We start from the raw sequence: 14,436 nt of genomic DNA, 5'->3' as shown, positions 1-14,436 counted from the left end.
GGATATGGGTTGATTTACATTCTGGGCATTGCATAAATTATTCCTCCTATTCATACTCTAACTCAGCAACGCCCAAAGAAGTTATCCTCGCTGCCAATTCCCTCGACGCCTAACACTTCGCTCCAGATGCCAGCAACCATTTCTTCCACAGGCGATCGCACCGCGGAGATCGCGCTTTTTTCCGGTGCAGGCAGCGATCGGCGATCCACCTTTCCATTCGGCAAAAGCGGCAGCGCCTCCAGCAGCACGAAGGCTGAAGGCACCATATACTCAGGCAATTTTTGTTTTAAATCGCCGCATAATTCATCTGCCAGGCTCGAGGCTTGAAACTCTGATAAACTGTTTTGTGTCTGGTGCCCAGCGATATAGGCGACTAGACGCTTGTTGCCCGGGCTATCTTCCCTGACGATAACTGCCGTCTCCCGCACCGCTGGATGTCGCTCCAATACAGCCTCTATTTCTCCTAGTTCGATGCGGAAACCGCGAATTTTTACCTGGCGATCGATGCGCCCTAGAAATTCGATCGTTCCATCCGGAAGCCACCGCCCTAAATCTCCGGTTTTGTACATTAAATCTTTGTCAATTCCTGGCAGCGGTTTTGCCGTATTTGGAAAGGGATTTTCAACAAAGCTTAATTGAGTATTCTTTTCATCTTTCCAATAGCCCTCGCCGACGCCAAATCCCGACACGCAAATCTCTCCTGGCACTCCGACGGGCACTAACTTCATCTGAGAGTCGAGGATGTAAAGATTTAAATTGGCGAGGGGTTGGCCAATGGATAGCGATCGCTGATTTTCCGGCAAAGGTTTTTCAATAATTGCCTGCGTAATATCGTCAGCCGCTTCTGTAGGGCCATAAGCATTGACAACGCCGATAGAGGGATACAGGCGCAACCACTGATTCGCCAACTCTACCGAGACGGATTCTCCCGTTACCATCATCCATTTTAAATTGGGGAACGCTCGTTGCTGCAGCGAGAATTTTGAAAGATAGTCTGTCAATCCTCGGACAACGGTGGGAACGAGTTCGACGAGGGTTAATTTTTGTTTTTGAATTACCTCAAACAATTTTTCTGGATTGCAAATTGTTTCCGCGTCGGCAATTACGGTTTTTCCGCCAATTAAAAGAGGCGCTAAAAATTGCCAAACCGAAATATCCGATGAAGCGGGAGCGCTTTGCAAAAAGGTAAATTCTTCAGTCAATCCCAGCGCCTCAAATTGGGCGTAAATGTGATTGAGCGCGCCGCCGTGTCGGATAATAGCTGCTTTGGGCAATCCGGTGGAACCCGAGGTATAAATTGCGTAAGCTGGATCGGTGCCGCGATTGCTAGTTTCTAGATTGGCTGCGGGCAGTTTATCGAAATCGCGGCGATCGCATATCTGAACCTCGGCGGCGATCGCTGCGCCCTCCGGCTTGACATCTAAACAAGCCAAATATTTTAACTTAGGGCAATACTCGATTTGGCTTGCCAAAACCTCTAAAAATGAAGCGTCTGTTAAGAGAATCGGCACTTCGCTGTGAGAAAGCATATAGCGAATTCTCTCCGCAGGATAAGTGCTGTCAATTGGCACGTAGACTCCCCCCGCCTTTAAAATAGCGAGAATAGCGATGAGAAAATTCGGACTGCGTTTTTGCAGAATTCCCACCAGTTGTCGATTTTTGACTCCTAAACTCTGCAAAAATCTGGCTAGTTGATTCGCTTTTGCATTCAGTTCGCGATAAGTTAACTGAGTTTCTTCAAAAACAACAGCTATGCGATCGGGCGTTTTTTCTACCTGGCTTTCAAATAAATCGTGAATCGTTCGCTCGACAGGATACTCTCTAGCATTGTCGTTAAAAGTTTCTAATAGCTGGCGGATTTCAGATTGGCTTAAAAAACTAAGATCCGCTATTTTAAGGTGAATGTTGTTGGTGACGTTTTCCAAAAGATTGACATAGTGTGCCGTCAGTCTTCTGATGGTTTCCTCTTTGAAAAGCAAGTCGCTGTAATCAATTTTGCCGACAATGCGATTGCCCTCGACTTTCAAAGCAATTGTTAAATCATTGCCGAGTTCCGCGAGATCGCTTGCAGAGTGAATGTTTTCCCATAAGACGGCTACGTCAAAAATTGGACAGCGGCTCTGAGTTTCCGAAAGTTTTAACAACCGCACTAATTCAGCAAACGGATAATTTTGGTGGCTGTAGGCCGCGATCGCAGTATCTTTGACTTGCAGCAGAAACTCTTTAAAAGTCAACTGAGGAGTTACAGTGGAGCGCAGCGGAACCACTCGATTAATTAAGCGATCGCTTTTTTCGGGGTTATAAATCGGCGAGCCGACAATAACATCCCTATTGCTCGTATATTTGTGGAGCAGTATTTTAGCGGTAGCGAGGAGAATTAGATAAATTGACAAATCGGATTTTTTCGCCAACTTAAAAATCGCTTCAGACAGTTCGTTCGACAGTTCAAATGCGACCTCTCGCTCTTTGCCACTATCTAGCACAGGTCTTACATAATCGGCTATCAAAGTTGTCTCCGGCAGTACCCCGGATAGCTTTTTTAACCAATAAATTTTTTGAGACAACAAGTTATTAGAAATGGGGGTAAGCTGCTTGATTTGATTGGCTACGGCTATCATCGATCGTCTCCTGACATTATTAAAAAAATTGGAAAAAGTTAGGGCAATTAGGAATTCAAGCAATCGGACAAGGCTTGTTTGAGAATCTGGCAGCCTTTTTTCAAAATCGGCCATTCTATAGTTAGCGGAGGCAAGATTTTGAGCACGGTATCATTTCTCCCAACTCTTTCGACGATTAATCCCAACTCGAAACACCGCGAAGTGACCTTTTTAGCAAAACTGGCACCGCCAAACTTTACTAAATCAATGCCCCAAATTAAACCAATTCCTCGGATCTCTATTTTTGGGCTGATGGGGGCGATTTCTTCGGCGAGGAATTTTTTTAACAAAAACTCTTTCACTTGTACTTCTGGTTCAAGGCGGATATTTTCTCGATACTCTAGAGCAGCGGCAGCTCCTACGAAAGCGAGTTGATTTCCCCGAAATGTACCTGTATGTTCGCCCGGTTCCCAAATATCCAACTCAGGTTTAAGCAACAAAAGCGACATCGGAAATCCATAACCGCTGATCGATTTGGAGAGGATTACCATATCGGGAACGATATTAGCTCTTTCAAATGAGAAGAATGGCCCTGTCCGCCCGCAACCCACTTGAATGTCGTCGCAAATTAATAAAATGTCGTGGCGATCGCACAAATCTCTGAGTTGTTGCAATACGCTATCTGCGCGCTGGGCTTATTCCTCGTAGGAGTCGGTGGGTATGCTTGCCGACTGCTGCGCGATGCGTGAAGGGGAAACGGAAAGAGGTCTTTTAACTTCTTCCCTCTTCCCTCTTCCTTCTCCTAGAGTTTCTGGCGCGAACTCAGGTGAGCTTCAATTTCCGATCGGGATCGCCATACAGGGCGCAATTCCTTGCGAGCAAAGAGCTGCAACTGATCGCCTGCGTGGGGCGAACCGGGTTGAGTGGCGTTGCCGTAACTGTTTAGCGCCATCGCTTTCACCGGATTCGAGAACTCAATCGCAGCGACAAAAGAATCGCCCGCAACCGCTTGAAAGCGATCGTCTTTCCCTGGAGCAAACCATACTGAGCGCGAAATACACCCAAAGCAGCGTCAGCTCCATTTGCAGGCAGATTCCCCTCCCCAGGCAATCGGAAGACTTCCCCCCATGCCACATCTAACGCGCCATAAGTTACCTCAACTTTGGTTGCTGTCGCTTCCAGCACCCGCACCGCCTCCGCAGGATTTGCCAACCCGTCTGGCGTCGTTAGTGGCGCATCTTCGCTCCAAGGTTTAGCGAATAACTGATCGGCATCCATCGCTTGTTTCCAAAAGGCAAACAGCACCGCACCGCGACTGCCCGCATCGACTTTGCGATCCCAAGTGGCGAGAACTTCCGCAGCGCGACGCGCTTTTTCACTGCCTTGCCGTGCGGCGGGAATTAAATCATCGAGGAGGCGGTCGGCGAGTTCTACCTGAGTGGAATGTTTGTATTGCATCAATTCATCGAAAGAGATTTTTGCATCTTCTAAGAGCATTTTTGCCGATCGCTGCGATCGCAAGCTCATCGGGCCGCGCGGTGCCATGTAGGCGGGATAATTATCCGGTGCGATCGCACTGGGAAACGTCGTTGTCCAGGGGGGATCGTTGGTATTTTGCAACCAACCGCTGGGCGGATCGACAACGCGCGGCAAATCCGCATAGGGATGATTTTTGCTCCACAAAGTCTCTGATGTATTGCCTGGGATCGTGCCTGACCAGTATTTAAAATCTCCATTTTTGCGTATGGGGACTTGACCGTTAAACAAGTGCATGATATGCCCCTCACGATCGGCATACATGACGGTAAACATGGGAATTTCCAAGCGCTTTAAAGCGGCTTCAAATTCAGAAAAATTCTTGGATCGTGCCATATCCCACCACTGCTGAAGGGCTGCTGGTTTATCGAGTCCGACAACGCGCAGGGCGATCGCTTTGCCCTGTTTTTCTGTAAGAATCGGCCCGTGAACAGAACGCCGCACTACAAGAGATTCCGATCGCAAATTCCCATTCTTTTCTTTCACTTTTAAAACCTTCTCTTCCCTGTCAAAATTTCGGATTTTGCCATCGAAGCGATAGCCATCGTTAGCGAGGGGCAATTCGTAGGCATCCCAGCCATCGTGAGTGTTGACAGTATGAGTCCATCCCAAGTTGTCATTAAAGGCGATCGTTAATACTGGAAATCCGACGAGAGTCGCTCCGTAAGCGTTAATTTCTGGGGCAACCAGTTGTGCTTCGTACCATAAATATAAATCCGACCAAGGAAGGTGAGGATTTGCCAATAGCATGGCATTGCCGCTTTGAGAATGGGAAGGAGCGATCGCCCAACCATTAGAGCCTTTGGGGGTGTCATTTTCAGCGAGATCTTCAACGCGTTCTGGATCGACTACAAAAGTAAAATTGATGACGCGTTGCGCGTGTGCCAATACATCTACCGGTTTGAGGGGCAATGCTACCTTTAATTCTTCGGTGAGCGCCTCTGGGTGTTCTTTTGCATAGGCATTCATTCCGCCAACAAAAGCATCGATATAGTTGCGAAAAATGGGATTTTGTGATTCATACCACGAATTGGCGCGATTAGGAATTCCCATAGTTTGCACCCAGCGATCGGATTCCAGATAATCTTCGCCCCAAAATTCGGCAGCTTGCCCGCGAGCTTGCCCGTAAAGACGCAAAATCAGATTACCGTGACTTTGCATCTGCGCCCACCCGAAAGCGTAGAAAAGGCTTTTAGTATTCTCTCCGTAAATGTGTGGAATTCCATAGGTATCCCAAAGAATTTGAGTACCGGTTTGAGGGGCGGCTTGAACCCAATTATTGAGGAGCAAAACTAAGATAAAACTCATTAATAACGAGACAATCCGCCGGTTTTTTTTTAGTTGTATAAACACGGGAAATTAATTTGCTAGGGTTAAACTTAGACATTGCAGCCTTTTCAACAAGCTGCACGAACAAAACGCCGAGAATTTAAATCTCTTTTATGGAGAACAAGAAAAAAAATTATACCAAATTCGATGCCCAAAAACGTAACCTCTCTACGTGTATAGCAATCCTAAATTAGTCGTAAATTTTTTAGCCCACCCCAACTCTCCCCGAACCCGCTGGGAGTCCGTAAGAAATTCACAAATGATGCGAGGATTGCTATACACATAGATCTGCCGTAAAAAAAATAACTCTTCTTCGAGCAATCCAGAAAATCCGAAAAAAGACCCTGTGTAAATCGGATGTGAAATTAAAAGCCCTCCCCTACCCTCACCAAATTAAAAAAGCTATAAAACGTCGGTGTGCCGGCTGTAAAGCATTAATGTTATTGGTGAGGAGGGGGGTAAACAAGTAGGGAGAAATAGGTTATGAAGTTATTTTTGGAGCTGCCCCTGTTGCCAATTTCCCTCTAGCTTCGTTCCATCTGCATATAGATAAGAACCTTGCCCGTGTTTTTGCCCGTTGAGGAATTCACCTTGATAGCGATCGCCATTAGCGTAAATGCAGCTACCTTTGCCGCTGAACTGACCCTCGCTAAATTCGCCTTCGCAGCGATCGCCATTCGCAAAAACGTAAACTCCTTTCCCGCTCATTTTACCCTTAACAAAAGTGCCTTTATAGCTATTTCCATTGGCGAACTCACGGACACCTTCACCACTAAATTCTCCATTGTCAAACGACCCTTGATAACGCCCCCCTTCTTTAAAAGTAAACAACCCCTGACCTTGAGTATTGCCCTTCACAAACTCTCCTTCATAGCGGTTGCCGTTCGGATATTCGCGAACCCCTTTACCGTGAAATTGCCCTTCACTAAATTGCCCCTCATAACGGCCTCCTTCAGCAAAGGTATAAATTCCCTGCCCGTGAGGTAGATTATTCAGCAACTCTCCTTCGTAGCGGTTCTTATTAGCATATTGACAGACGCCTTTGCCGTTAACTTTTCCTTCTTTAATATCTCCTTCGCAACGAGTGCCATTACTGAACGTAAAAGCCCCTCGACCGCTGGGGGAACTATTGGTAAAAGAGCCTTCGTAACGAATGCCGTTAGTTGAGGTAAAAGTTCCTGTACCATCGAACTCACCGTTTTTAAAACTCCCTTCGTAGCGGTTGCCGTTAGCAAATTCGCGGACACCTTGACCGTTGAATTCACCCAAGGCAAATTCTCCTTGGTATTTACCTCCTTCTTTAAAGGTATAAATGCCTTGACCGTGAGGTTGGCCGTTGAGAAATTGACCTTCGTAGCGATCGCCGTTGGCATATTGACAGATGCTGGGGCCGCTGAGTTTTCCATCACTCAATTCTCCCTCGCAACGTCCGCCATCGGGTAAAGTAATTACTCCTGCCATTGCGCTGTGAGGGTTGGCAAACAACAGAGCCATTCCCAAGTTGGAACCAAGTAATAGAGCGAGTCCAACTCGCTGAAGTTTACTTAATATTGCTGACGACATTCCCAAATTCATAATTCACAAAAAATTCAACTTTTAACTTTGCTATTCCTGGGACGGTGCTATAGAATTCCCAGCCACATTGCTAGAGTCTCAAAAAAATCCCTAGTCATTGAGCCGGAAGGTAATGGATGCTGTTTTTCCTTGGACGCCAGTCTCTGATGAGGCAAATTTCCATTTTTCTACTGTTTTAATCGCTGCGCTATCGAAGTCTTCGTGATTGCTCGAAGTCAAGATCGCGATGTTGAATGCCTTACCGTTGGGGTCAACGTCAAACATGACTTCCACTCGGCCTTCCCGCCCTTGTTTTCTGGCTGCGCTCGGATATTCAGGTTTACCGCAGCTAATGCAAGTGCCGGGAGCCGGGCCTTTCGGGCGCGAAGGACTCCCCCCTCTTCCTGGATTTGTCGGTTTTGGCACCGACCCCGAACCGCTGCCAAATGGCCCTGACGAACCCCCGCCACCATTTCCACCTCCGCCGGGTGATGAGTTGGACGCACTTCCTCCAGGGCCTCCACCTCCAGGGCCTCCACCTCCAGGGCTACCAGATGAGGCGAGGTTTCCTAAACCTCCGCTCGCATTTCCAGAATTGCCGCCGCCTCCTGGCCTGGTGGTCGTGACTGGCGAACCAGCCCCAGGCGTTCGGGGCGATCGCCCCGAACCAGCCGCAAATGGCTCTGAGGAAGGTATGTCGCCATTTTCGCTGGCACCGGATGGTGAATTCGACGCACTTCCTCCGGGGCTATCAGAGGAGGCGAGGTTTCCTACATCCCCGATCGCATTTCCAGAATTGCCACCGCCTCCGGGCCTAGTAGCTGTGACTGGCGACCCAGCCCCGGGCGAGCGCTGTATGGGCCCGGAAGAAGGATTTAATGGCTCTGAGGAAGGCTCCCCGCTACCCGCCGAAGCAGATGAGGAGAGCGGGTTATTTTTTTCAGGGCTGTCGGAGGAGTTGGGATTTCCAGCATCTTTTGTAAAGTCTGGGAGACTCCCAGCACCCTTGGGGCGGGAGGAGATAACGGGTGGTTCGCTTTTTGGAGGCTCGGGCGAGGGGGTTTCGGGTTCCTCGGCGATCGGGGTTTTAGGAGTTTCTGGGGAATTGAAATCCTGTTGAGGTGCGGGGGAAGGCTCGATAGGAGCTGGTGGCGAAGTTTCCGTTAAGGGCAGCTCTTTCTTAATCTCTGGTGGTGGCGTTACCGCTACCGGTTGCTCCTTGGGAATCGGTGGTGGCGTTGCCGCTATCGGTGGCTCCTCTGGAATCGGCGGGGGCGTTGCAGCTACCGGTGGCTCCTCTGGAATCGGTGGTGGCGTTGCAGCTACCGGTGGCTCCTCTGGAATCGGCGGAGGCGTTGCCGCTACCGGTGACTCCTCTGGGGGAGTTGGCTCTGGTGGCGGTTCTGGTTTTAACGTCTCAGGCGGGGGAGATACCTTTTCTTCAATAGCCGGCTCTGGCTGGGTTTCCTCTACTTTGGGCTCATCAAGCATAACAATTTCAATGGCATCTTCTGCAAATTCAGCAGGTTTGACCAACTTGAGGCTCAACGGCAGCGCGACACCGTGCAGGAAGGTTGAGGCTAACAGACTGAGCGCCAGAACTTTTTTGAGACCTTCTTCTTGTTGTTGTCTTTGCGTCGCCGAAACATTTGAAAAACTCATGCCTTATCAATCTCCTTTATGGATGGGTTGGCAACATCCTCGCTGGCTCTCCCACATCACCCGAAACAAGCTACCAACTGCCGCTTGAGCTTGCTATCAATGATGAACCTACCCATCCTATAAGAAGACTGTCACCCTGTTCAAGACTCTTGCAATTAATTTTCATTATTTTATTTTGATATAGCGAGTAGACGCTACCGATCAGCATTTCCTGTGGGTGCGCCTACGTCGCTCTCGTGGGTGCTGTCAATGTTCTGATTCTGGCAGGGCAAGGTTCCACAATGCCTTAAATACAATACTTTAGCCCGTAATTTACCAATAAATTTCAATATTCTCAAGCTTTTCAGAGAAGATTATTACATAACAATCAAAAATGTTTAATAATATTTTTATAAACAAATCTTATTTAAAATTGTGGATGATGGCTTGACAAACACTGAATTTTGTGGAAACCTAGTTGAAAATCTTTTAAATTATTGAAGATTATTGTCAAGTCCTAACGCAAATCTTTAGCAAGCAAGCACTGGGAGAAAAATCGGTCGAGATCGCAGTAGAAGCATTTTGGGTAAAGACGAAGATAGTCACATACAGGTAGTGCGTTTGTGCGATCGCGATCGCGCTTGAGTGAAACAATTCGCAGTCTGAATCACTTATACCGACTTGACGCAGAAACTCTACCAGCCTTCGATCGGGCTAATTGCACCATTAGGCAGCTTGCGATCATTCAACAGAGCTAGCGAGAGTACAAACCAATGGATAGTCTCATTTACATTTTTAAGGCCGCAGGCATTGTTGCTTGGCCGCTGTTTGCCTCGTCAATCGCAGCAGTAGCGCTGATCATAGAGCGTCTTGCCTTTTGGTTTAGGGTAAATCGGCGGCAGCGGCGAGTGGTGCGGGAAGTGCTACAGATATACAGTCAAAACCCAGATTCCGCCATCAAAAAGTTACAAGTAAACGGCGATTTGCCCCTAGCCCGGATTTTTTTAGAAGCTTTAGAATTAGACTCGCCCAACATCGAAGAATTTCGTTTGGCCCTAGAGAGTGGCGCTCAGGCAGAAATCCCCATCCTGAAGCGATTCAATACAATATTTGACACCATTATCAGCCTTTCCCCGTTATTTGGGTTGCTCGGAACAGTTTTGGGGTTAATTACTACCTTTGGTTCCCTCAAACTGGGGGATGCCACTGGCACCAATGCCGCAGGCGTTACCGCTGGGATTAGCGAAGCCCTCATCTCTACGGCACTGGGGTTAGTGGTGGCAATTTTTACGCTCCTATTTGCCAATATGTTTCGCGGGTTTTACTTACAGCAGATAGCTTATATTCAGGAAGCCGGAGGCCAGCTAGAGTTATTGTACCGTCACCGCTACGAAAAACTACCAAGAGAATCTAACTATGCGTCTACCCGATGAACCTGATAATATTCCCCAGATCAACATCGTGCCAATGATTGATGTGGTCTTCGCCATATTGACATTTCTAATTGTTTCCTCTTTGTCTTTATCCAAATCCCAGGGTCTGCCCGTAAATTTACCGAAAGCATCAACGTCTCAAGTTCAGGACTCGCCTGCTAAAATTACCGTCACGCTCGATGCTCAGGGAAAATTCATGGTTGATAAAAAGTTAGTCAACTTAGACCAGATTGAGAGTACGGTGCGACAAGTGATGGGGTCAAATCCGAGCGCCTTAATTGTGCTGAATGCGGATAAAAGCGTCAATCACGGAAGGGTTGTGGAAGTTATGGATCGATTACGCCGAATTAAGGGAGCTAAGTTAGGGATTGCTACCACAAAGTAGAGAGCTACAGCATCTTGCATTTATATGTGGGACACTAAATTCAGTAGATAAGCGGAAGAAATGAAACCTTATTTGAGGTAGACGAGTGAAAAAATAGTTAAAACATATCAACAAGGTGATACATCAATTAGGAAAGGAGTCGCTCGTTTTGATGTGAGTAAAGTCTTTGTCCAGAAACACTTGAAATAAAAACAAATTACTCGTCATCTTCAACCAAAAAAAACATGGTGGAAGTATGAAAATAGTCTTACACTCGCACAAGGGTCAATTGTCTCTTCTCTGATGATGGAAAAGTATCCAGATGGTACTCTTTCAGAATACTGTGAATATTGGCGAGAGCGCCGGAAACAATCTGTGAGTCCTAGTAGGATCGTCTGGTTGAAAATTGCTTTGTCTGCGGTTGAGAAGTATTTGCTGAAGTTCGATAGTTAGCGGCAGCGGCACCGTCCGGTCTTTTTTGCGCTGGGCTGCTTTACCCTTGTCTCTTTTAACCGTTTCCCCGATCCACATCCGATCGCACTCTTCTGAGCAATGTCGCCACAGAAGCGCCGCTGCCTCGGAGGTACGAAGGCCAACTCCAAACTTAAATTCTATGTAATTGGCATAGTGGCTGAGGGCTGGATGGATACGACATTTCTGAACAATTAACTTGATTTCCGCTAATGTAAATGGCTTGGCAGGTTGTTTGGGCGGCACCGATATTTTGACTTCAGCCCAAGGATTTTCTATTACCCACTTTTTTTCTGGGTTTATTCCCAGCAAGCATTAATTATTGCGATACCTTCTCACACTGTAATAGGCTCTAGCTTTAAGGTTTTGGCTAGATGCTCGCAACAATTCTCAGCCATGCTTTCGGAAATAGAAATAGCTGCCTTGTTGTTGAGAAAATTAGCAATTTGCTTCTGAAAAGCGAGGTATTTGGCAAATGTACCTTCTGCTACTTGGCGGTGCTTGTACTCCATAAATCGATCGAATAATTCGACAACAGAGATCGACTCTGCTTGTTTCTGAGCCTTGTATTTTGCCAGCGACGGATCAAAGTTACCGCTGCCCATTTCGAGTTCGATCGTCCGCGCTTTGATTTCTGCCACTTTGCGACTTGGTGGAGTGTCCGGCAGTCCGATCGACAACCAGAACTGCTTACCGCCCCACGACCACGCCAACCGCAGCCTGCCTTTGAGATTTTGTATCGCAACCTTGCCAGATGCAATATTTTTGGATCTTAATTCGATCTTACTTGCTGACCGATTATGATTGATTGTGACCGATTATCACAAGAGGGAGGACGACTTGACGCGCTTACAAAAAACAATGGAATCCTTGATTTCTCAAGGATTCCATCTATCGGAGCGGCGGGATTTGAACCCACGACCCCTACTACCCCAAAGTAGTGCGCTACCAAGCTGCGCTACGCCCCGACAGCTTTAATAGCTTAGCATGGAATTCTATAGAAAGTCAAAAAACTTTTAAAACATTTGCCGCCTGCACCAAACTCGGAACCGCAGCCGCCGGCCAAAAACCCTCGCACCTCCGGCCAGCATTTAAGATCAACTGCACGCTGTAAGCTTCGGGATAGCCTTCCACCTGCACCCACAGCAAGTCGCTTTCGGCTTCAATGGCGATTTTTTCCTCGTCCATTAACTCAGAGGCCATGTGACTCATTGTGCCGGCTAATTGCCCCAACAATCGGCAAAAATCGTTCAACTCAGCCTCCGTAAGTTCGATCGCCCAACCGTCGCCAGCCACCAAACCCTGAAACTCCTCCGCTTCCGGGTTCCATCCCAAACGCCATCCGCTACCAGTCTTAATTACACGTTCCACCATTAAGGGATTTTAGATTTTAGATTTTGGATTTTAGATTAGTAGGACTTACCCATAAATACGAAAGAAAACGGGTTTTTTACCTGTGTTAAAGGGTCAACAGCAATATTCCCGTAAAAAACCCGGTTTTTGCATCCATGAGTATTAAGGTGCCAGCAACTTCGCATCTCCCGGCTGCGGCTGCGGTATCTCCGGGGAATTCGATCGCCCTTGTGGTTTTTCCCCCGCCGCCGGTGTGCGCCCGCCCCCGGAACTCTCCGTAAAAACATCCACCAAAGCTTGAACCAAAGCATCCCGCTGCGATCTATTTAACCTTTGAATAGCAGCACGATCCTGTTCCATTGGATTTGAGCGCAAAACGTCGTTTCCCGGATACACGCTTTCCACCAAATAATCGGGAGTCGCCCCCAAATAGTCAGCTAAACTCAACTTCCAATCAAATCGGTAATTGGGCGGGCGTCCTTTGACAAATACGTGATATCGAATCAACCGCCCGACTAAAGTATTGGTAGGATCGACTTTTCCTGTTTCGTTAGAAATGTAGTTATTTTCGATCGGCAAATCCGGCAATTTTTCATACACCAATTTCCACGCATCTTGCACCCTCACTTGCAACGGCGCAGATTGTTGAGCCACCTGCTGCACGGACGCAGACTCAGAACTCCGCAGCAGCGAAGGTTCCAAAGCCGACATACTCAATTCGCCCGATTCCAATACCCAACTCAAAAGCGTGAAAATCGCCACACTCAAAGTAACGCACAGAAAACTTAAGCCCTGCTTTAATTTATTCACGGTTTTGACACTTTTAAACATATAAAATTTTCATAATCTTACGACCAGCAAAGTCCTACTTTCTAAGTTTATGAATTAGGAAAAGAAACCCGGTTGGCAGCATCCTGATTTTGTAAAAAGCGTTTTTTAGCAGTGCGAGATTCCGGCTGAGTTGCTTATATAAAATAAACCGAGTTTTTCGCCTAGGCGCGCCAGTCTAGTTTAAAAAAGTTTTGGGTTTTGAGTTGACAAAAATTGCTGGCAACTCTCCACTCAAAACCCAAAACTCCCGAAGTCTAGATATCTCCGATTATTTCCGGCTGAGTCAGTTCGTCCGACATCTCAAATATCGCCCGCATTACAGGTTTCATTTGATGGTCGTCCATATTGTCAAAATCTTCATAGCGACGGCGTTTTGCGCGGTTCGCCACCTGTACCGTAATCCGATAGCGGTTGGATGCAGCACCGATCAACTCTTCCGCCCGACGGGTTAGCTGAGTTGAATCGAAGGTTGGACGCTTAACCATGAGACTACCTACTTTATGTAATGTTACATTCTAGTCTAGTATGTCAAGATTCATAATTTATTAACTGAGTATCATTGCTTATGCAGGCAGCAACAGCCTATTCCTTTGGTCACTTGCATCGGGGAAATTCTCATCCCCTCAAATTGGTTGCTTTCGGTGACAGCTTAATCTACGGTTTCGGCGACGGTGTAGGCGGTGGCTGGGTAGAAAGACTGCGCCGACAGTGGATGTTACCGGAGAGTGCAGGACACGTTTTATACAATTTGGGCGTTCGGGGCGATCGCACCTATCAAGTCTCCCAGCGCCTGGAAAACGAGTTTCGCCACCGTGGCGAGCTCAGAAACCGCGTCCCGGATGCGATTATTCTTTCCGTCGGCCTCAACGATTCGGCGAGAGTGCAGTCGCCTACCGGGCGCAGCTACACTGAGTTTGAACATTTTAAAAATGTTTTGGATAATTTATTAGACACTTCCAAACAACTTTGTCCGGTGATATTTGTCGGGATGGTGCCCGTGGATGAAAGTAAAATGCCTTTTCAAGATTGTTTGTATTACAGTCATGCCGACCAATATCGGTATAAGGAAGCAACAAAATTAGCTTGTCAGTTGCGGGGAATTCCCTATTTAGATATTTTTGATAAATGGATAAATCGGGGCAGTGATTGGTGGCTATCGCGCCTGATTGCAGACGGGCTACATCCCAATGCAGCGGGGTATCAATCTTTATTTGAAGATGCAACGAGTTGGGAACCGCTAGCCGCTATTAGTCATTAGTCATTAATCAAATCGAGCGAGGGCGGGCACTCTTGGCACTGCCCCTACATAATACAGGTTCTGCATCCA

The 14,436-nt window shown here is 47.3% G+C and carries 14 protein-coding genes and 1 tRNA gene; 3 read left to right on the top strand and 12 right to left on the bottom strand.

Annotation, left to right across the window (positions count from 1 at the left end):
* Positions 1-62: 62 nt before the first annotated feature.
* From QUA20_RS28165 to QUA20_RS28140, 6 genes are all read right to left on the bottom strand, one after another.
* Positions 63-2,618, bottom strand: coding sequence for an amino acid adenylation domain-containing protein (locus QUA20_RS28165; RefSeq protein ID WP_333193239.1), 2,556 nt, complete (start codon positions 2,616-2,618; stop codon positions 63-65).
* Positions 2,619-2,665: 47 nt separating this feature from the next.
* Positions 2,666-3,271, bottom strand: a complete 606-nt coding sequence (locus tag QUA20_RS28160) for an aminotransferase class III-fold pyridoxal phosphate-dependent enzyme (protein WP_333193238.1) — start codon at positions 3,269-3,271, stop codon at positions 2,666-2,668.
* A gap of 128 nt (positions 3,272-3,399) precedes the next feature.
* Complete coding sequence (locus QUA20_RS28155) at positions 3,400-3,576, bottom strand: penicillin acylase family protein (RefSeq protein ID WP_333193244.1); 177 nt, start codon at positions 3,574-3,576, stop codon at positions 3,400-3,402.
* Positions 3,555-5,441: an acylase gene (locus tag QUA20_RS28150; protein ID WP_333193236.1), complete on the bottom strand. Its 1,887-nt coding sequence runs from the start codon at positions 5,439-5,441 to the stop codon at positions 3,555-3,557. The genes QUA20_RS28155 and QUA20_RS28150 overlap by 22 nt, the downstream gene beginning before the upstream one ends.
* A 510-nt stretch (positions 5,442-5,951) precedes the next feature.
* Entirely contained in the window at positions 5,952-7,037 is a 1,086-nt protein-coding gene (locus QUA20_RS28145; RefSeq protein ID WP_333193233.1) for a hypothetical protein, read from the bottom strand.
* A gap of 90 nt (positions 7,038-7,127) precedes the next feature.
* Entirely contained in the window at positions 7,128-8,678 is a 1,551-nt protein-coding gene (locus QUA20_RS28140) for an energy transducer TonB (protein WP_333193231.1), read from the bottom strand.
* A gap of 752 nt (positions 8,679-9,430) precedes the next feature.
* Between QUA20_RS28140 and QUA20_RS28135 the strand changes: the two genes are divergently transcribed.
* Both QUA20_RS28135 and QUA20_RS28130 read left to right on the top strand, forming a co-directional pair.
* Complete coding sequence (locus tag QUA20_RS28135; protein WP_333193230.1) at positions 9,431-10,090, top strand: MotA/TolQ/ExbB proton channel family protein; 660 nt, start codon at positions 9,431-9,433, stop codon at positions 10,088-10,090.
* Positions 10,074-10,475, top strand: a complete 402-nt coding sequence (locus QUA20_RS28130) for a biopolymer transporter ExbD (protein ID WP_333193228.1) — start codon at positions 10,074-10,076, stop codon at positions 10,473-10,475. Before QUA20_RS28135 ends, QUA20_RS28130 begins: the two co-directional genes overlap by 17 nt.
* Before the next feature lie 312 nt (positions 10,476-10,787).
* On the opposite strand, the gene QUA20_RS28125 is transcribed toward QUA20_RS28130, so the two are convergent.
* The 6 genes from QUA20_RS28125 to QUA20_RS28100 form a co-directional block, all read right to left on the bottom strand.
* The gene (locus tag QUA20_RS28125) at positions 10,788-11,237 is read right to left on the bottom strand and encodes a hypothetical protein (protein WP_333193227.1); all 450 of its coding nucleotides are present in this window, start codon (positions 11,235-11,237) and stop codon (positions 10,788-10,790) included.
* A 23-nt stretch (positions 11,238-11,260) separates the two neighbouring features.
* A complete protein-coding gene (locus tag QUA20_RS28120; RefSeq protein WP_333193242.1) occupies positions 11,261-11,665 on the bottom strand; it encodes an Arm DNA-binding domain-containing protein in 405 nt (134 codons plus the stop codon).
* 154 nt (positions 11,666-11,819) lie between these two features.
* Positions 11,820-11,893: transfer RNA gene (locus tag QUA20_RS28115), tRNA-Pro, on the bottom strand.
* Positions 11,894-11,930: 37 nt separating this feature from the next.
* On the bottom strand, positions 11,931-12,299 hold the full coding sequence (locus QUA20_RS28110) for a DUF1818 family protein (protein ID WP_333193226.1): 369 nt from the start codon (positions 12,297-12,299) through the stop codon (positions 11,931-11,933).
* A gap of 141 nt (positions 12,300-12,440) precedes the next feature.
* Positions 12,441-13,088 (bottom strand): hypothetical protein, encoded by a 648-nt coding sequence (locus QUA20_RS28105; RefSeq protein WP_333193225.1) that lies wholly within the window; start codon positions 13,086-13,088, stop codon positions 12,441-12,443.
* Between the two features lie 275 nt (positions 13,089-13,363).
* A complete protein-coding gene (locus QUA20_RS28100) occupies positions 13,364-13,594 on the bottom strand; it encodes a DNA-directed RNA polymerase subunit omega (RefSeq protein ID WP_172188796.1) in 231 nt (76 codons plus the stop codon).
* Positions 13,595-13,674: 80 nt separating this feature from the next.
* Here QUA20_RS28100 and QUA20_RS28095 point away from each other — a divergent pair, with 80 nt between their 5' ends.
* The gene (locus QUA20_RS28095; RefSeq protein WP_333193223.1) at positions 13,675-14,367 is read left to right on the top strand and encodes a GDSL-type esterase/lipase family protein; all 693 of its coding nucleotides are present in this window, start codon (positions 13,675-13,677) and stop codon (positions 14,365-14,367) included.
* The last annotated feature ends 69 nt before the right edge of the window (positions 14,368-14,436 follow it).

Source organism: Microcoleus sp. Pol7_A1 (assembly GCF_036701085.1).
GTDB lineage: Bacteria > Cyanobacteriota > Cyanobacteriia > Cyanobacteriales > Microcoleaceae > Microcoleus > Microcoleus asticus.
This window is presented reverse-complemented; position numbering and strand designations above follow the sequence as displayed.